The 18651-nt window shown below is 33.5% G+C and carries 16 protein-coding genes; 2 read left to right on the top strand and 14 right to left on the bottom strand.

Annotation, left to right across the window (positions count from 1 at the left end; all coding sequences use genetic code 11):
• Window positions 1-25: 25 nt before the first annotated feature.
• The 11 genes from LNQ81_RS08335 to LNQ81_RS08285 all read right to left on the bottom strand — a co-directional run bounded on the left by LNQ81_RS08335 (window position 26) and on the right by LNQ81_RS08285 (window position 12665).
• Window positions 26-382, bottom strand: a complete 357-nt coding sequence (locus tag LNQ81_RS08335) for a phage holin family protein (protein ID WP_229945845.1) — start codon at window positions 380-382, stop codon at window positions 26-28.
• Between the two features lie 31 nt (window positions 383-413).
• Window positions 414-2036: an SGNH/GDSL hydrolase family protein gene (locus tag LNQ81_RS08330; protein ID WP_229945844.1), complete on the bottom strand. Its 1623-nt coding sequence runs from the start codon at window positions 2034-2036 to the stop codon at window positions 414-416.
• 18 nt (window positions 2037-2054) lie between these two features.
• The gene (locus LNQ81_RS08325; RefSeq protein ID WP_229945842.1) at window positions 2055-3308 is read right to left on the bottom strand and encodes an OmpP1/FadL family transporter; all 1254 of its coding nucleotides are present in this window, start codon (window positions 3306-3308) and stop codon (window positions 2055-2057) included.
• A 740-nt stretch (window positions 3309-4048) separates the two neighbouring features.
• Window positions 4049-4828, bottom strand: a complete 780-nt coding sequence (gene murI / locus LNQ81_RS08320) for a glutamate racemase (RefSeq protein ID WP_229945841.1) — start codon at window positions 4826-4828, stop codon at window positions 4049-4051.
• Between the two features lie 68 nt (window positions 4829-4896).
• Complete coding sequence (locus tag LNQ81_RS08315) at window positions 4897-5412, bottom strand: OmpH/Skp family outer membrane protein (protein ID WP_229945839.1); 516 nt, start codon at window positions 5410-5412, stop codon at window positions 4897-4899.
• A gap of 39 nt (window positions 5413-5451) precedes the next feature.
• Window positions 5452-6804, bottom strand: coding sequence for an OmpH family outer membrane protein (locus LNQ81_RS08310; protein WP_229945837.1), 1353 nt, complete (start codon window positions 6802-6804; stop codon window positions 5452-5454).
• Window positions 6805-6835: 31 nt separating this feature from the next.
• The gene (locus tag LNQ81_RS08305) at window positions 6836-9502 is read right to left on the bottom strand and encodes a BamA/OMP85 family outer membrane protein (RefSeq protein ID WP_229945836.1); all 2667 of its coding nucleotides are present in this window, start codon (window positions 9500-9502) and stop codon (window positions 6836-6838) included.
• Between the two features lie 12 nt (window positions 9503-9514).
• On the bottom strand, window positions 9515-10255 hold the full coding sequence (locus LNQ81_RS08300; protein WP_229945834.1) for an isoprenyl transferase: 741 nt from the start codon (window positions 10253-10255) through the stop codon (window positions 9515-9517).
• Entirely contained in the window at window positions 10256-10969 is a 714-nt protein-coding gene (gene porG, locus LNQ81_RS08295; protein ID WP_229945832.1) for a type IX secretion system protein PorG, read from the bottom strand.
• A 138-nt stretch (window positions 10970-11107) separates the two neighbouring features.
• Complete coding sequence (locus LNQ81_RS08290) at window positions 11108-11995, bottom strand: NAD kinase (RefSeq protein WP_229945831.1); 888 nt, start codon at window positions 11993-11995, stop codon at window positions 11108-11110.
• Between the two features lies 1 nt (window position 11996).
• Complete coding sequence (locus LNQ81_RS08285) at window positions 11997-12665, bottom strand: CBS domain-containing protein (RefSeq protein WP_336245903.1); 669 nt, start codon at window positions 12663-12665, stop codon at window positions 11997-11999.
• 94 nt (window positions 12666-12759) lie between these two features.
• On the opposite strand from LNQ81_RS08285, the gene LNQ81_RS08280 reads away from it, so the two are divergent.
• Window positions 12760-13473, top strand: a complete 714-nt coding sequence (locus LNQ81_RS08280; protein WP_229945827.1) for a pyridoxine 5'-phosphate synthase — start codon at window positions 12760-12762, stop codon at window positions 13471-13473.
• The gene (locus LNQ81_RS08275) at window positions 13473-14243 is read left to right on the top strand and encodes an alpha/beta fold hydrolase (protein ID WP_229945826.1); all 771 of its coding nucleotides are present in this window, start codon (window positions 13473-13475) and stop codon (window positions 14241-14243) included. The genes LNQ81_RS08280 and LNQ81_RS08275 overlap by 1 nt, the downstream gene beginning before the upstream one ends.
• A gap of 126 nt (window positions 14244-14369) precedes the next feature.
• Here the strand turns inward: LNQ81_RS08275 and LNQ81_RS08270 are convergent, their stop codons facing one another.
• The 3 genes from LNQ81_RS08270 to LNQ81_RS08260 all read right to left on the bottom strand — a co-directional run bounded on the left by LNQ81_RS08270 (window position 14370) and on the right by LNQ81_RS08260 (window position 18590).
• Window positions 14370-14879, bottom strand: coding sequence for a gamma carbonic anhydrase family protein (locus tag LNQ81_RS08270; protein ID WP_229945824.1), 510 nt, complete (start codon window positions 14877-14879; stop codon window positions 14370-14372).
• A gap of 80 nt (window positions 14880-14959) precedes the next feature.
• A complete protein-coding gene (locus LNQ81_RS08265) occupies window positions 14960-15964 on the bottom strand; it encodes a PorP/SprF family type IX secretion system membrane protein (protein ID WP_229945823.1) in 1005 nt (334 codons plus the stop codon).
• A 7-nt stretch (window positions 15965-15971) separates the two neighbouring features.
• On the bottom strand, window positions 15972-18590 hold the full coding sequence (locus tag LNQ81_RS08260) for a T9SS type B sorting domain-containing protein (RefSeq protein ID WP_229945821.1): 2619 nt from the start codon (window positions 18588-18590) through the stop codon (window positions 15972-15974).
• Window positions 18591-18651: the final 61 nt, after the last annotated feature.

Genomic DNA, 18651 nt, shown 5'->3' with positions numbered 1-18651 from the left:
AATTGTATTTCAACTATTAATTTTTTTATCCCCTTCTAGGCTCATCTTTTTGCAAAAAGCCATTTACGATAGATTGACAAAATGTCAATACAATACTAAACAACATCGCGTACCAGAATCCATCTACGATGAATCCCTTTACAAAATAAGCTCCTAATTGTATAATACACGCATTTATAACTAGTAAAAACAGTCCCATTGTCAAAATAGTCGCAGGTAATGTAAATAATACTAATATTGGCTTTAAAAACATATTTAAAAGCCCTAATGCCACTGCTACCCATAATCCCGTAGTATAACTATCTACATGTACACCAGGTAAAATGTTAGCTAACAATACAACTAGTACCGTTGTAATCAATAATCTTACAATAAATCCCATATTTTAATTTTTTATAAAATTAAAGAGATTTTTACTTATTACCAACCACTAATTCAGGTCCTGGATAAACAGCTGGGTTAACTAATGGAATAGTAGCTTTATAGTGCTTATTAATTGTTCTTAAAATCTCTGAAGCTATAAATGCATATCCTCTAGCATTTAAATGAACTCCATCTAACGAGAACATAACAGTATTTAAATTCCCCATTCCTTGAAAGTAATTCGCTGTATAAATCTGACCATCCTCTACTCTAAGTCCAGAAACTGCCTTATTTAAGATATCATTCATATCTGCTACAGCTAGACCTTTGCTTGCTGCTACCGCTTTGATAATAGAATTAAATTGCACAGTTGCCTCTTTAATATTAGTTTGTTCTACAGGATTAAGTACAAAAGCATCACTAATAGGAAAACTAACTCCTTTTTTCAACATTGCATCCATTGCAGGATTACCAGTCGACTGAGGTAATGCTGCCCCTATTTGCGCTTTACTTGTTAGTAACATCAAATCTTTAGCAGTAGCATGTCTCGCTTGTCCATAAGATATAGAGATAAACTTAATTTGTTCTGGTGTTAACTTAACTGGAAACAAACCAGCATTAACTACTTGAGTTAAACCTCCTTCTAATAAAGCAGACATATCTGCTAATGTCTTGTCTTGAATTAAAAGAGGGTTAGCTGAAGTTTTAGAAATCAATTGAAGTCTATCACCTTGCCCTCCTTTAGCTAAGATTTGTTTTAACATTCCTATTAATCCATTTAGCTGATCAATATTCGCTTCTCCTATAAGTTTAGGAGATAATGGATTATAAGGAACAGTGGTAAAGAATGGAATTGCTGTTACATCCGGAATAGTAGCTACTACACCTTTTGCCCCTTGAGAAGTTAGAGTTGTAGTAATTCCTTCATAAACATTTTTAAACACCCCTACGTGAGTGATATCATTAGAGCCATACTGTCTAGGGTCTAATCCACCTAATTTATTTTGATCCTTTCCTTCTCCCCCTGAAGTAGCATAAGCTAATACATCATTTGCACCTATCCAGTTTGTAAAAAACGTAGGTTTAAGACTCATCGCATCTCCTAATACTGTAGCATTATCAGCTGTTGCTGTACGCACAAAATAAGGGTTAGCTGTACCATTTGATAATCCAGCTAAACTACCATATCCAGGCGCTGTTAAATGAAATGTTTTTGCCCCAGGTACACCAGCATTGTGATATGCTTTTTTCTGCTGTTTAGTCGCCTCTATTGTTACTGCTTTATTAATATTCTGTGGTCCTAAAGGTTGTCCATCAGCACCTGGCATCATATTAACAATCATTCTACTAGGAAAACCAGCATTAACCTGACCTCCAAATAATAGACCTCCTACATTATTAACATCATCTTCATAAGACGGTTGAGTAAACTCTCCTCCTCCAACAACTTTAAACTGACCTGCTAAAATATTAGGAAATGAATTCTGTTGACCTGATTTAAATACAGTACCATCCATAAATCCAGAAGTAAGTGAATTTCCAACTGCCACATATGAACTAAAATCAGCCTCGCCAGCACTATACGTGCCAGAGTCTATCTCATCTTTTATAGATGGTTCACATGAAGCTAATAAAGCTACTGCTGGTAATAGTAATAAATATCTTTTTTTCATGATTTCTCTTTAATTAAATTAAAAACTATAGCTTACTCCTATCCCCCCACTTGTTACAGCAGATTTATATGTTCCACCAAAAGACACATTCTGTCCATCTTCCATATAATAGTCATAACTACTGTTAGTATCACTGAAGTGTAAATAACTAAATGATAAATCGATTCCTATACCATTCTTAAATTTATAACTTAATCCTCCAGTGTATGCACGTGAATCATTACGCGGCGTTTCTGGTGCAAAATACCCCTGTTGTACAGGACTTTCATCAAAATACCACCCCGCTCTTAAGGTCAACTGCTCATTCATAGTATACTGAACTCCTAAACGATAAGTACTAGAGTCTTTATAATTACGTGGATTCTTAGACGTACCAATAGCTATATTATCAACGAATTCTATATCCAATGATTTATATGCTGTCCAAAATGTTCTATTATAATCAAAAGCAAACAACCATTTATTCCAAGTATAAGAAGCTCCTACAGTCAACTCGGCTGGTAGAGGCATTTGCGCCTTAATCTTTCCATCTTTAAAGATACTTGTTCCAAAACCTGGTACTGCATCAAACTTAGATTTACCATCCGTAGCATCCATAACGATTTTTGAACGATAGTTAAGTCCTAATCTTAAATGATCGTCTACATTAACTAAATACCCTGCAGTCCATCCCCAAGCTGTTACATTCTTAGCTTCTACAGTTACATTTGTTCTATTTCCTTGCTCATCGGTCATACTACGAGACAAGTTTTTATTAAAAGTCACACCTCCATTAACGAAGATTGGTCCCCCACCAAAACTGAAATGTTTACTAACTTTAATCGCAATGGTAGGTTGAACGTAAATAGCCTTTAAATCGATATTATTAACTAAATGAGAACCTTGCCAGTCTTTATCCCATTCCACTTTACTTCCATAAGGTGAATATACCGCTAGACCAACTGTCATCCAATCTGTTGCCTTATAACTACCATAAAGATAAAAAGGTGTTCCTGGATTACGTGTTTCATTTTCCCATCCATAGGTTTTATTCTGGAATTTTGTATCTGCTACTAAATAACTAACTCCACCAGAAAAATTAAACCTATTCTCTGAATAAACAGATGCAGCGGGATTAAAGAACAAAGATTCCGCTCCATTATTTATAACCGCTACTCCTGTATGTCCCATTGCAAGTTGCTTATTCCCTTGCATTGCAACTCTATATCCACCTGCGAAAGCCGATGTTGATAGTAAAGTAAGTAGAGACAGTGATAATATTTTTCTTATCATAATTAACTGTTATTTTATAATTCGTTTATTTCAAATATATACAGTTCTTTGAGTTTTACAAATATTTAAGTCTAATTTTAACATTCATATTCTTACTTTTTAATTATTATTAAAATAAAAGGCAAATAAATGAAATTTCACGCATATCATTTAACAAAAACAAACAATTATGCATGCATACATTAACACGGTATACCTTTATACTCTAAACAATTAATTATATAATCTTTAAACACCTGGTAATCTATATCTAAAAAACATTATTTTTAAGAAGTTATTTTCCTTGTCAGATACTTTTCGAAAAATTTAATTTACGAACACTTAGTTATATATTGAATAGCACACTAACTACTATATCTATATCGTTAAAACTTAATCACTCTGAAAATCAAAATATTAACCTTGGTTCAAAAGATGTTTTAATAAAGATATAAAACCTTCAATTGACTACACAAAAAAAGAGGAAGCATCTACTTCCTCTTTTATTTGTATTTTCCAATAGGTCATTCTTAGCAATCACCTTCAGTACTTATATGAGGATTAACCACTGCACCTCATTCTATACTTTCCTATTTTTCTTTTTTTTTCAATTATTTTATAAAAAGATTTCAATACAAGAATAAAGCACTAATAAACGGTATTTTAATCTTACTAAGTACATCTTCATAACTCAACTAAATAAAAAAGAGAATAATAAACTAAGATTATTAGCCTCTTTAACTTCTAAATATCGTTACTGCTTAGAAATCTCTATACTCAACAATACCTGTTTGAGGAACAAACGTTTTTAATATTTCTATATCTGTATTACTAAAAAAATAATTTAACCCCACATCAGTCTTAGTAGATAGTAGATCTAATTCTACCAGTATCTCTTTAGTGTGCTTAGCTACTGCTCTTCCAGAATCGATAATTTTAATATCGTTGGGAATAATCGTTTCTATCATCGGTTTAAGATAAGGATAATGTGTACATCCTAATACTAACGTATCTATACCTTGATCAACCATCGGTAATAAATAACTAGTTAATAACAATCTCATTTCTTCCGAATATAATTTACCTGACTCAATAAGGGTGACAAGATCATAGCCTATTTGCTCGATGATCTGTACATCAGGATACAATTTTACTTTAGAAGCAAAGAAGTCGCTAGTAATCGTTCCTTTAGTCGCTAGAATACCTATTTTCGAAGTTTTAGTCAAGATTGTAGCAGGTTTAATTGCAGGTTCGATTCCTATAATAGGTATATCATACTTCTCACGCATTTCTACAATTGCATTAGTAGTCGCTGTATTACATGCTACAACAATAATTTTACAGTTTAATGAAAGAAGGTAATCAATATTTTTAAATGAGAGATCCACAATCTCTTGTTTAGATTTTACTCCATAAGGAGCATAACGTTGATCCCCAATAAAAATAGTATCTTCACAAGGCATCAAAAGATTGATCTCTTGCCAGATAGTTGTTCCTCCAATACCAGAGTCAAATAAACCTATAGGATTGTTCTTAGTCATATACAAATATAAAAAAACCACTCTATTACAGAGTGGTTTTACTTATGTTTATCCGTTTTTAACTAAAATTAGTTAACTCCTAATTCTTTCTTTACATCAGCCATAAGGTTAGTACCATTAGCTAACAATACACCAGATCCTGTTGAAGAATCTAATACGAATTCAAATCCTTTAGCTTTTCCTACTTTTTGGATTGCAGCTAAAGCTTTTTCTAAGATTGGTTGAGTTAACTCAACTTCTTTCTTTTGAAGATCTTGTTGAGCTGTATTTTGAAACTCTTGGATTCTTTGTTGTAACTGATCAATCTCTTTTGCTCTCTCTTCGTTTTTAGCATCACCAGCAGTAGCAGCTTCAGCTTGATATTTCTGAATTTTAGTTTGGTATTCAGACATCATAGTTGAGAAGTTTTTCTCATATCCTTCACCGATTTTCTTTAATTCAGCTTGAGCATTTTTCATTGCTGGTAATTCAGCCATTAAAGCTCTTGCGTCAACGTGTGCTACTTTTGATTGAGCCATTACAGCAGTAGTACTAACTCCAAAAAACAATGCAGCTGCCATTAATAAAGATTTCATTTTTCTCATCTTTCTCGATTTTTGATTTATTTGATATTTATTGTTATTCTATTGTTTTTTAGCCTTTTCAGCTTGTCTTTTTGCTTCTTCTTGTTTCTGCAAAATTAACTGTCTTTTATCTTCTTGTTCTTTTTGAATTCTTTGACGTCTCTCTTCTTCTTTTCTTAGAGATTCTTCTATCAATTCTTGTCTTCTTTTTAACGCCTCTTCTTTTTTGCGTTGTTGTTCAGCATCTCTCTTCTCTTGAGCTAATCTTCTTTCTTCAAGAAGTTTTTCAACATCTATCGTTGTTTTTTTAGATTGCTGATCTAAGGCTTGCTGTTTTTTACGTTCTCTATCTTCTTTCAACAAACGTTCTCTTTCCGCTTTTATTCTATCAGATTCAGCTTTCTGAGTTTCCATTTGTTGGATTCGATCTTTTACTATTTGATCCTTGCGTTCCTGATTCTGTTTGCGTTTTTCTTCAGCTTCAAATTCTCTTTGCTTCACAAGTTCCTTTTGAGCTTCTACTTTATCATTCGCTTTAGTATCACTCTGATTTTGTAGTCGTTTAGATTCAGCCTCCTCTTTACGTTGTCTAATAAGCTCATTGCGTGCATCTATTTTTTCTTGACGCTCTCTTTGTAAACGTTCAGCTCTTTCTTTTTCCGCTTTTAGCATATCTTCTTTCTGACGCTCTAGCTCAAGCTTTTTCTGATAGTTTACATCATTCGCCAGCTCCTCCTGTCTCTTTTTCTCCTCAATACGCATTTGCTTCTCAGCTTCTTCTTTACGTCTTTGTTGCTCTTCACGTCTCATCTGTCTTAACGACATTGCATCTTCCTTCTCCTCCTCCTCTTCTACTGCCCTAGCTTCAGATTTTGTCATTCCCTGCTTTCGACGCGCAGTAGCTAATCTACGTAAAACTAGGTCGCTAATGTCATGCTTTTTAGTAGCAATCACCATAGTAGATTCTGTATTTTTATCTAATACATAATCAAACTTCCTAGCTTCAGCGATATCTTCTACTACAGCAAAAACTTGATCCTGAATTGGCTTAGCCAACATAATCTTTTGAGTAATCAAATCCCCTGACGTACCAAATCGTTTTTGTTGATACTGAAAAAGTTCATCTTCTAATATCGTAATCTCTTCTTCTTTTTCATCAATCAGCTCACGTGTCAACAAAATTCTTTCAGCAGCTAAATTATCTTTTAGCTTTTTTATTTCAGCTTTCTTTTTATCTACATCGCCTTTCCACGTATTAGCCCTTTCATCTAACTGACCAGTAGCATCTAAGTATTCCGGAGTCTGACTCAAAATATACTCCATGTCTATGTACGCTACACGAGCGCTTCCTCCTTGTCCAAAGGAAAATACTACTCCAAAAATACTAAAAAAAAATACTAAATACGTTTTCATTCTAAATCATGTTTATTATGTAACTAGTACATTAAAACGATTGTCCAAGAATGAAGTGTGTTTCCAATCCATTCTTTTTAGCTTGTCCAGTTACAGGGTCAAATCCATAACCAAAGTCAATACCTAACAATCCAAACATTGGCATAAATACTCTGACTCCGAATCCTGCAGACCTCTTTAATTCAAAAGGGCTATATGTTTTAAATGACTCGAAAGAGTTACCAGCCTCAGCAAATGCTAACACATAAACTGATGCACTTGGTTTTAATGTAATAGGGTAACGTAATTCTAACGTAAATTTATTGTAAATAGTACCTCCTATTTGTTCTCCTCTATCATTATATGGAGTTAATGTTTGATTTTTATAACCTCTCAACTGCACTACTTCACGTCCATCTAATGAATAGTTTGCCATTCCGTCACCTCCAACATAGAATCTTTCGAATGGTACAACCCCGCGATCATTATTATAAGCTCCCATAAATCCAAATTCTCCTAATGCACGTACCACTAACTTGTCGTAAATAGTAGTGTACCAATCTCCTTTAAATTTAAGTTTATAATATTCTAGCCAGTTAAATTTCTTTTGATCGACCTTACCTACATCAGCTGTAGCATCTTGCCAATTATTAACAGGTCTATAATTTTCGTCTAAATACGTTCCTACAGGAATACTAGTTCCAGTAATAGGATCTACTGCACCATCTTTAGCGCGTAACTTATATGCTTCTTCGTTACCTAAATTTTTATAATCAACATTATTAAACAACGAATAAGGAGCTGTAAACTTACCACTAACACTAAAGAAAGAACCAAATGTAGGGAAGATTGGGTCATTACCACGATTATCTCTTCTCAATTCAATCTGATATGCTAAGTTACGAGACTCTCCATCTCCGAATGTAAATAATCCAGTATTATAGTTTTTCATGTTATAATATTGGAAACTTAATGTATGTGATAATACAAAATTATCATCAGGTACATTTAATTGTTTCGCGATACCAAACTGAATTGTTGTAATATCAAATCCTCTACTTCTATCTGTACGTCTATTTACATAATCGTATAGATTCTGTGTACTATAAGCTACAGTACCAAAGAAGTTAATAGGTTTACGTCCATTAAACCAAGGTTCAGAAAAACTCAAACTATAGGTTTGATAATAAGTACTTCCTTGCAAACGAAGAGCTAAAGACTGCCCATCTCCCATAGGGAAAGGTTTATAAGATTTCTTATTAAAAATATTTCTCAAAGAGAAGTTATTAAATGACAACCCTAGAGTTCCGATGAATCCTCCTCCACCGTAACCTCCTTGTAATTCAACTTGACTAGATCCCTTCTCTGTTACTTGCCAGTCTATATCAACCGTACCTGCTCCTGGATCTGCATTCTTCACATCAGGAACAATAGCCTGAGCATCAAAGATGTTTAGCTGCCCTAATCTACGCATTGTTTCCATTACCAATCCCTTATTCCAAGTTTCACCTGGACGTGTTCTAAGTTCTCTATGGATTACGTGATCATGTGTATTATCATTACCAGATGCAGTAATATTATTAAATTTAGCGATAGGTCCTTCAACAATTCTTACTTCGAAATCTAAAGTATCGTTTGCTGTTCTAACCTCAACTGGATTAATATTAGAGAACAAATAACCATTGTTTTGATACAAGTTCGTAATATCATATCCATCAGGAGCTGTTTTATCTTGGATACGTTTATCTAATAAAACACCATTATAAACTTCTCCTTTATCTATTCCTAATACTCTCTTAAGTTGGCTATTAGTATATACTGTATTACCGATAAAACGAATATCACCAAAATAATACTTGTTCCCTTCTGTAACATCAATATTAATACTAACTCTATTGGTCTTAGGATTGTAGTTAGTTGTATCTGCGATAATACGTGCATCGCGATAACCACTCTCTTTATACTTATCTACTATCTTACCTAAATCTTCTTCATACTTAGCTTTTATAAACTTAGAAGGTTTAAAAATACGCAATGGATTAAAAGGGCTACGCTCTTTCGTTTCCTTCATTGCTTTTTTTAATTTCTTATCAACTAATTGAGTATTACCATTAAACGTAATCTCCTGAATACGAACCTTTTTACCTTTATCTACACCTACTACTAAATCAACCTTTCTTCCTGTTGAATCACTTGGAATAGTATTTAGTGTCACTTTTGTATTATAGAATCCGTCTTTCTTATACTTGTTTAGTAAAAAATACTTTGTTGTTGACAAAAAGTTGTCATTCACAATTTTACCTTTACTTAATTTAGCCTCTTTAATAAGAGCCTCTGATTTAGCTTTCTTAAACCCTTTTATCTTAACATCGTTAAGACGAGGTAATTCATTAAGTGTAAGTTCTACATTAATAGTGTCGTTTACTACAGATGTTTCATAAAAGTTGATATCAGTAAAAAAACCAACACCCCATAACTTTTTAAGAGCATGAGAAATTTCTTCCCCTGGCACTGCTATTTTTTGGCCTTTAGAAAGCCCTGTAAAAGTAACTATCGTTTGTGGATTTAAGCTAAATTTTCCTGTCACAGTTATATCCCCTAAAGTATATATTTTAGGAGCTTCAAAAGAAGGGGCTTTTATACTATCTTGTGCTACAGCGTGATTGTATATTAAACCTGCGATAAACAGTGCAAAAAGAGATGTACCTTTTTGAAACATTAGATTCGTTTTTTATTTTATTTGTTCACTTGTTTTTCCAAACCTTCTCTCTCTATTTTGATAGACAAGAAGGGCTTTATAGAGTTCCTCTTCCGTAAAGTCCGGCCATAGTACCTCTGTAAAATATAACTCAGAATAAGCTATTTGCCATAGCAAAAAATTGCTTATTCTTTGCTCTCCACTAGTTCTAACTAATAGGTCAACATCAGGTAGATCATTCGTGTAAAGATGATTATTAATAACTGATTCATCAATATCAGCCTCCGAAATTAAGTTATTTTTAACTTTAAAAGAAATTTCTTTTACAGCATTTATTAATTCAGCTCTAGAGCCATAACTCAGAGCTAGAGTTAAGGTCATGTGTTTATTATCTTTCGTATGCTCAATTACTTCCGCCAATTGCTTTCGAACCTGATCTGGTAGTAATGACAAATCACCAATAGCATTGAGCTTAATATTGTTCTTTGTAAAAGTTGGTAATTCTTTCTTTAGTGACTTCACTAAGATTTTCATCAGCATTTCTACTTCAAATTTTGGACGATTCCAATTTTCTGTAGAAAACGCATAAAGAGTTAGATGTTTAATTCCCAATTGAGCACAAGTACTAATTGTAGTACGCACCGACTTAACGCCATTTTCATGACCTAATGTCCTTAAGAATCCTTTCTGCTTAGCCCATCTCCCATTACCATCCATAATGATCGCTAGGTGAGCTGGTAAATTGTCAACGTTAATTTGTTCTTTCAAATTCATTTAATCTGCGCAATAACATGGATTTTTTCCAAAAGTATAACTTATAGATATACTTGAATAAAAAAACCAATCATTTCCATTTTTCCCGAAACTATAAGATTTCCTATTTGCTTCCGTTGGGCTACTACCATCCAAATTATTGGTAAAAGTATAGTGAGCAGCTACCTCTGCATTTAGATTTATTTGAGAAGTAAGTCTTAATTTAACTCCACCAGCAAAAGGTATTGCCATAGAATTCTTCTTATCTCCTTTTACTAAATCAACACTTTTTGATTCAAACCCTTCTATAGGTGTACTAGGTCTAAAATATAAATCGTTATACCTGATACCTGATAACCCTACAAATAAATAAGGAGTAAAACCAAAGTTTTCTTGATGCAAATCAAATTCAAAAAAATTAAACTCAACACCTACAGCCAATTGTTGAACTGTATTGGTAAAACTATAGCCTCTCTCTTTTCTACTCCCCATATCTGATTTAGCATCATCACCTGATAACTTATGATTAGAATAACTAAACCTAAATGAATGTCTAGGACTTCTATTCCATCTATAAAAAACATTATATCCTACATCTTTTGGAGCAATAAACTGAGTAGAACCAATATCTCCCACATAATTTGAACCTCCCACTCCTACCCCTATCTCATGGATTTGAGCTTTTGCTACAAATGTTGTAAGTATCACTAATAGAGATAATAGAATTTTATTCATTCTGTTAAAATAATTTACAAATATAGTAATATAGACATTTAAAAGTCTCTTTTTTTCTCATTGTTTCTAACATTGAGAAGTACTTATTCTGTTTTAAACGTTTAAACTACTCAAAAAGTATATTCTTTACTGGGATTTTTAATTTCTTTTATCCTCTCCCCAAAGTAATTTATTTCGTAAGGTCTTAATAAAACTTTGTGTTGGAAATTCTACCAAATCTACTGTAAAAGGTGCTTTAGTGATAATAATCTCTGTTTCATTATCTACTGCCTTTGTTGTTGTATCTAATGAAACCAGAAACTGCTGCTCCCTAGAGCTAACTCTCAACCGAATAGCTAGATTATCACGTATCACTAGTGGTCTAACATTTAAATTATGTGGAGCTAATGGAGTTAAGACAAAACAACCTGTCTCTGGCTCAATTATAGGTCCTCCACAGCTCAACGAATACCCAGTAGACCCAGAAGGTGTAGAGATTATTAATCCATCTGCCCAATACGTTGCTAAAAACTCATCATCTAAATACGTTTCTACTGTTATCATAGATGTAGTATTTTTTCTTGATACCGTTACCTCATTCAATGCATACTGAATATCAAATGCATTATTCTTTTCTGGTTTGCATTCCAAACTTAAAAGAGAGCGTTTTGATCTTTTAAATTTATTCTCAAATAACAAGGGAATGTGTTCTTCTAAATTATCATGCTGTACATTAGCTAAAAAACCTAATCTACCTGCATTAATTCCTACTATAGGAATATTAGTATTCTTGATAAAGTTAGCAGCGCGTAACATTGTCCCATCACCACCAACACTAATGAAAAAACTCACTTCACTAGTTAAAGGATTTTTTGTTCCAAACGTCTCGTACTCTCTCTCAAGAATACCTTGTTCATTCAATAGACTGTAAAACTGTTCTTCAAAAATAACTTCAGTATTTTCATATTTTTGAAATAAGTTAAATAACCTACGTACAATATTCTGTACGATTGGCTTAGCAGTCTGTCCATAAATCGCAAACTTCATATTATATGTTTAGATATTTATTTAGATAATCTGTTCTCTCTTTAAGATCGTTAATATGAGTATCTTCAGAAAGTGTACTTACTATATCATACCCATAACGTCTTAAGTCTTCTAAGATGGTCTTGGTATTGACACTATTTGTTTTTATCAAAATCTGAGTTCTATTATTAGTACTAGACAGCAGTAAGAGACCTATTATTCTAGCGTTATTCACCTCTATGATTTGTGTTATCTCTGAAAAACTATACTCAGAGTTACCTCTCTCTATAACAAAAGTAGTACCCTTTTCATCAAAAAACATCGTTTTACTCCATTCATTCAATAAATAATCTCTACTATACACCCCTTTTATATATCCCTCTTCGTCTAATAAAGGAATTGTATTAGTATCACATTGATTAAATAAATCAAAAAAATCAAAAGGATTTAAGTTAGATGTTTCCAATAAGTAAAACTTCTCCAAATCATACATCACATCCTGTATAGAACTCTCTTCACCAGCCACATAGATGTCTTCTGTATTTATATTACCTATCCAAATATTATCCATGTTTATAACTGGTATATGAGAATAATTGTTTTTTTCTAAAAGTGGAAGAATATCTTTAATGAGAGTATTCAGCTTACAGACTGGATAATCCGTTATTAGAAAGAAGTCTGGAGATAACATATTTTAGGTTCTTATTTTAGATGTGCAAAATAATCAAAAATAAAACAATAGACGTTAATTATAGTTTGTATTTTTGTGTTTAAAACCAAAATATATGACTAAGCTATCTGTGAATATCAACAAAATTGCTACTCTAAGAAATTCAAGAGGAGGAGATGTTCCTAATTTATTACAAGTAGCAAAAGATGTTCAAAAGTTCGGTGCACAAGGAGTGACAATACACCCAAGACCAGATGAGAGACACATCCGTTATCAAGATGCACGCAATCTAGTAGACATAGTCTACACAGAATATAATATAGAAGGAAATCCTATGGATAACTTCCTCAATCTTGTATATGAGTGCGCTCCTACACAAGTAACCTTAGTACCAGATGCTGTAGATGCATTGACATCTAATGCTGGATGGGATACTATCAAGCATAAAGCTTTCTTACAAGAAGTAATTCAAGAGTGTAAATCTCGTAATATCCGTACCTCTATTTTCGTAGATCCTGTATTACAAATGGTAGAAGGAGCCAAAATAGTCGGCGCTGATCGCATCGAATTATACACTGAAGAGTTTGCCGCTGAGTATGCTAAAGGTCATGAGAATGCTATCATTCCATATACTAAAGCTGCTGAACTAGCTAATGAACTAGGTTTAGGTGTTAATGCAGGTCATGACTTAAGCCTAGACAATATTGAATTCTTTAAAAACAATATTCCTAACCTATTAGAAGTTTCTATAGGACATGCACTAATAGCAGAGTCTTTATACTTAGGTTTAGAGAATGTAGTAAATATGTATATCCGTAAATTACAATAATGGCAGATATTTTATACTCTAAAATTGAAGGTGAAGGCATCCCTTTAATCGTAATGCACGGATACATGGGAATGTCTGACAATTGGAATACCTTTGGCAAGCAAATGGCAGAGATTGGATACGAGGTACACTTATTAGACTTGCGTAACCACGGACGTAGTTTCCATTCTAACGATTGGTCTTATGACTTTATGGTAGAAGACATTATTCGTTATATGGATCATCATGTGATGTGTGATGCTATCGTCCTAGGACACTCTATGGGTGGCAAACTAGCGATGAAACTAGCAACTCGTTATCCAGCCAAAGTAGAGAAACTAATCATAGCTGATATTTCACCTCGTAGTTATGCTCCACATCATCAAGATATCTTAACTGCTCTTAACGCAGTAGACTTCTCTTTAAAACCATCGCGTAAAGAAGTGGAAGAGATTATCGCTTCACATATTCCCGAAATCGGTACACGTTTATTCTTACTAAAAAGCTTATATTGGGTAGAACCAGGTCAACTTGGCTTTAGATTTAACCTAAATGCATTTAACAACCATCAAGACGCTGTAGGTGAAGGCGTAGAAGAAGGTGCGGAATATACAGGAAACACTTTATTTATCAGAGGTGGTAATTCTAAATACATCCAAGAGAAAGATGAAGTACTTATCAAAGAGCACTTCCCTAATTATATGATCAAAACTATTCCTAATACTGGACACTGGTTACATGCAGAAAACCCTCAAATGTTCTTTGACATCGTTAAAGAGTTTCTAGGGTAGTAATATCAATATCATAAATACAATAAGAGGTCTAGTGTTATACATGCACTAGACCTCTTATTTTTATAGCATAGAGTGCTATAAAAAACTCTATTAGTCTAAACCCAACAAAAAGCAATCCTTAATTTATTTGTACCAACTTGAGTACATCACATAGTTATTAGCGATACGCTCTACTTCACCTGCAAAATCAGAGGCACTTATATCTTTTACTTTCTTAGCTGGCATACCTGCATAAATAGCACCTGATTCTACTACCGTATTTTGAGTTACAACAGCACCCGCTGCAATAATAGTATTACTGTGTATCACACAATTATCCATCACAATAGCTCCCATACCTATAAGTACATTGTCATGTATTGTACATCCATGTACCATAGCATTATGTCCTAACGAAACATTATTCCCAATCACTGTAGGGTGTTTTAGATAAGTACAGTGCACAATAGCTCCATCTTGTATATTCACCTTATCACCAATAGTAATTGAGTTAACATCTCCTCTAATAACAGCATTAAACCAAACACTACAATTAGCTCCAAATGTTACGTCTCCTATTATAGTAGCATTCTCTGCCACATAACAATCCTCTGGTATTTGAGGATATTTTCCTCTTATCTCTTTAATTATCATAATATATCGCAATAAAAAATCCCGATAAATATCGGGATTTTTTATGTATTACTTTAATTGCATTGAAAACAATTAGATTATTAATCTTTTGCTGTAGGACAATTACATTCTAAACTTGTTCTCTTTTGGAATATGTTAAATCCAATTGTAAACTGGTGAAAACTTCCATCTCCAAAAGTAAGATCTCCCATCAACTTTGTATAAGCATAAGAGAAATTAACATTCTTATACGTCCCTCCTAGCATAGGAGAAATATATTGATATTTCTGTGATTTTGACTTGCCATCTACAAAGTAATCAGTTCCATTGAAATTAGAACGGAATGAGGCTCCCGCCCATATCTTACCAAATTCAAATTGTCTGTATACTTTCATATTGATGTCCAACGCAAAGTCTTCTCGCTCTTCTGTATATTGCGCTAAAATGGAAGGCTCATAAATCCAACCTGTCCCATAGCGTATATTACCGAATGCGTAACCTGCTCCTAAGATATACTTCCTAAAATTATTACTCTCTGTATCTGAGTACATTTTACTCTTACTAGTCACAGCATTTTTCACAGTTAACATAGAAAAGAAATTCTGATAGTGATAGGCTGCTCCAAAATCAACAGAGAAATAAGAATCTTTCAATTCTAGTCCTCCTGCTATATTAGGATCAAACCCTCCGAATTCACTCTCATCTAATTTAGTCTGAGCAAAACCAGCACTCATACCAAAAGAAAGTAAATTAAGGTCATATCGAGATTCACTAAATGTAATATGGTGCGCATAAGTCGCTTTAAAGCCAGTCTGTGAATGATAACCATTCTTATCATTAAATCCGATAATTCCAATGGCAGATTGATCACCTATTTTAGTACTGGCATTCATCGTCATTAGACGTGGAGCATCATCTACTCCACTCCACTGCTGTCTTGTAGTCAGCTTGATATTAGTACTATTCTTAATACCCGCCATAGCAGGGTGCAATAGATAATAGTTATCTGCTAAATACTCAGAATTTACCGTTAGTCCTTCTTGTGCAAAACCAATTTGTGAAATCAATAATGCTATAGCTAAATAGCGCTTCTTTATTATATTCATAACTTAATTATCTTTTTAAAGAAAAGTGTCCTTTATAAGTGACTTTACGTCCGTTTCTTTCATCAGTAGTTTTATAATCATTTACAAACTCCACTGTAAACCAGTAGTCAGTAGATGGCATTTGTTTTTCATTCCATGTTCCATCCCATCCTTCTGTATGTGGGCTTAACTGTTTTAATAATCTTCCTGAACGATCATAAATATAGATACGAGCTTCATTATGCCCTTTTAATCCAGGAATATTCCATGTATCATTATAACCATCCCCATTAGGAGTAAAATACTTTGGATATCCAAATACTGAGAATTTAACTGATGAAGAACATCCTGTTTTCACATTTCTTACATAAGCCACATGGTCTCCAATAGGCACATTATAAAACTGACTAGATAATTGAAATGCACTATTGTCAATAGCAAACTCATAGCCATCTGTTATAGGACTTGTACCACCATCTAACACTCCTAGACGAACCATCGTTTCACCTTTTTCGTCTATCTCCATACTATTAATCATCCCCGTCTGATCAGCTCCTTCTACAACAGCCACTGGAGGAGCCTTCACTGTCCACACTATAGTCTTAGCCGAACACGATTCTAACCCATCATAAGGCGGCTCTACAAAACTTGCAATAGCTCTATAGTTACCAGGTTTATCTATTTGTATAGAAGTCTGATTTCCACTACCTGGTACTGTTTGATAAAATATCCATCCATTCTCTCTACTTACTTCATATTCCCATGTAATAACAATTGCTCTATTCTTTACATCTTTATTTTCTACACTTAATAATACAGGGGCTATTTCGTTTGTATTTGTATTAATACACAACTGCTGAGTACTTTCTTTAGGTAAATAATCTATAGCTAATTCTACACCCAAAGATATTTTAAAAGACGTATAATTATCTGCTTTACAATCAAAACCTTCGGTCATAATAACCCTAGCATAGATAGGTCCTTTTATCTCACCCATTTTTATAGGATATGCAGTTACCTTACTTTCTGGCATACGATTGACATCTGCTTTTGCATCATCTTCATCTTCATAATAAACAGTCATTATTTTATCTGTTGGATTTAGATCAGGAATATTAGTAAAAGAAGACTTTCCTTTAAGTATACTCTCATCTCTTCTTAGATTTACTGTTGATTCTCCAGTGCTATTTTCTATTTGACAATAATGAAAAGTACGACTAGCCACATCAGCTGTCTTTAAATTATCATACCCTAAAGATGCATAGAAAAATGCAGTATTAAAATTCTTATCTTCCAGATTAGTTAAACGAACCCATATCTTACGTGTTTCATTTAACTTTACAGTAACTTCTACTCCTACTATTTTATTGGTATTCGCAATCGCATCTTCCTCAGAATTAAAATATCCTATAGAGAACTTTCCTTTAGGATCAAAATCAGGTTTAGCTATTTCTTCATCAGTTGCTATGGTACGTCCATCCGCAATAACTTTGGTTTGTCCATCAATAGTTAGACTATAAGAAGCAATCTTACTATCACAGTAACTCACATTGTCTAGAGCTGGTATAATAGGTTTATCAATTACTTTAAACACTACTTTTTGACTTGTAGTAACTATTGGATTAGCTGATTTAGCTAATTTATAGGAAATACGAGTAGTGACATCCGTTCCATGAGCTCCTTCATAAGGCTTAGAGATATCTATTGGATTCTCATTTTTCTGTGCATCATAAGCAGTCTTGTGAAAAGCAATTGTATAATACTCAGGATTCTCACCAGCAGCTAATAAACCAGGAATAGCTTTCTTTAAATCATAGTTTCCGTATCTATTGTCTTTATCACTTCTTGTCTCAACTGACTCTAAGACAGGATTAGCACCACTAACCTTTAAAGTCTCTATATATAATGTAAACTGACGTACAGCAGTTACTCCATCAAGTGTAATCTTCGCTTCGATTAGTTGATTCTTATTTGTAATAAAATTATCTATCTCAGCATCTGTTAATTTTGTTTTACTAGCACCATTTACTTTAAATAGCTCTGTATTTGAGTTACCATAATACAATTGGTTTCTATCTTGTGTTAAAACAAATGTAGCATTACCATCCTTCTCAGCGGATTTATACTGATCAGGACGACCTGTTATTCTATCATTTAACGTCGCAGGTTCAGGCTTTACTTTAATCAAAAAAGAAGTTATAGTAACCTTCCCATCTACCACAGACTGTCTTCTTAAAAACTTAGTCAAAGGAGCAGTAGCAGAGTTAAACTTAGTTATAGATAATATTTCCCCTAACTTATTTGCCCCACGATCAGCATCGTCTTGTGTATTATGAAAACTATAAATATAGCCCACTGGTATGATAGCATTACCTTCAGCATCTATGATGTTCCCTGTATTTCTATCCTTAATAGCTTCCCCTAAGAACACTCTAAAGTTTTCCGACACATCTTCTGTAGGAAGAGCTTGTTCTATATTATAAGGAGTACCTAACTTCACCTCAGGTTTTGGCTCATCTTGATCATTCTGAACCTCAGCTATCGCTTTACTTTTCAAATACTCGAAAGGGTTTGTACTTCCTACCACGGCTCCTACTGATAGAATACCAGAAAGTACAAATAATGAAAGCCATATTCTTTTGCCCATTTTATCGCTATATTAAATTGTTAGTGCTTACTAATGTTAATTAATTGTTTAAAAATCCTAT

This window comes from Myroides oncorhynchi (assembly GCF_020905415.1).
In the GTDB taxonomy this organism is placed as follows: Bacteria; Bacteroidota; Bacteroidia; order Flavobacteriales; family Flavobacteriaceae; genus Flavobacterium; species Flavobacterium oncorhynchi_A.
Note: the sequence above shows the minus strand (reverse complement) of the source record. Positions and strands in the feature narration are given on the sequence as shown.

Coding starts and splice junctions, on each gene's coding strand:
- porG (WP_229945832.1), bottom strand. CDS start 10,969: ATGAATAAAATTCTATTATCTCTATTAGTGATACTTACAACATTTGTA.
- murI (WP_229945841.1), bottom strand. CDS start 4,828: ATGACTAAGAACAATCCTATAGGTTTATTTGACTCTGGTATTGGAGGA.
- LNQ81_RS08335 (WP_229945845.1), bottom strand. CDS start 382: ATGGGATTTATTGTAAGATTATTGATTACAACGGTACTAGTTGTATTG.
- LNQ81_RS08315 (WP_229945839.1), bottom strand. CDS start 5,412: ATGAGAAAAATGAAATCTTTATTAATGGCAGCTGCATTGTTTTTTGGA.
- LNQ81_RS08310 (WP_229945837.1), bottom strand. CDS start 6,804: ATGAAAACGTATTTAGTATTTTTTTTTAGTATTTTTGGAGTAGTATTT.
- LNQ81_RS08325 (WP_229945842.1), bottom strand. CDS start 3,308: ATGATAAGAAAAATATTATCACTGTCTCTACTTACTTTACTATCAACA.
- LNQ81_RS08265 (WP_229945823.1), bottom strand. CDS start 15,964: ATGAATATAATAAAGAAGCGCTATTTAGCTATAGCATTATTGATTTCA.
- LNQ81_RS08285 (WP_336245903.1), bottom strand. CDS start 12,665: ATGTTATCTCCAGACTTCTTTCTAATAACGGATTATCCAGTCTGTAAG.
- LNQ81_RS08260 (WP_229945821.1), bottom strand. CDS start 18,590: ATGGGCAAAAGAATATGGCTTTCATTATTTGTACTTTCTGGTATTCTA.
- LNQ81_RS08270 (WP_229945824.1), bottom strand. CDS start 14,879: ATGATAATTAAAGAGATAAGAGGAAAATATCCTCAAATACCAGAGGAT.
- LNQ81_RS08330 (WP_229945844.1), bottom strand. CDS start 2,036: ATGAAAAAAAGATATTTATTACTATTACCAGCAGTAGCTTTATTAGCT.
- LNQ81_RS08280 (WP_229945827.1), top strand. CDS start 12,760: ATGACTAAGCTATCTGTGAATATCAACAAAATTGCTACTCTAAGAAAT.
- LNQ81_RS08300 (WP_229945834.1), bottom strand. CDS start 10,255: ATGAATTTGAAAGAACAAATTAACGTTGACAATTTACCAGCTCACCTA.
- LNQ81_RS08290 (WP_229945831.1), bottom strand. CDS start 11,995: ATGAAGTTTGCGATTTATGGACAGACTGCTAAGCCAATCGTACAGAAT.
- LNQ81_RS08275 (WP_229945826.1), top strand. CDS start 13,473: ATGGCAGATATTTTATACTCTAAAATTGAAGGTGAAGGCATCCCTTTA.
- LNQ81_RS08305 (WP_229945836.1), bottom strand. CDS start 9,502: ATGTTTCAAAAAGGTACATCTCTTTTTGCACTGTTTATCGCAGGTTTA.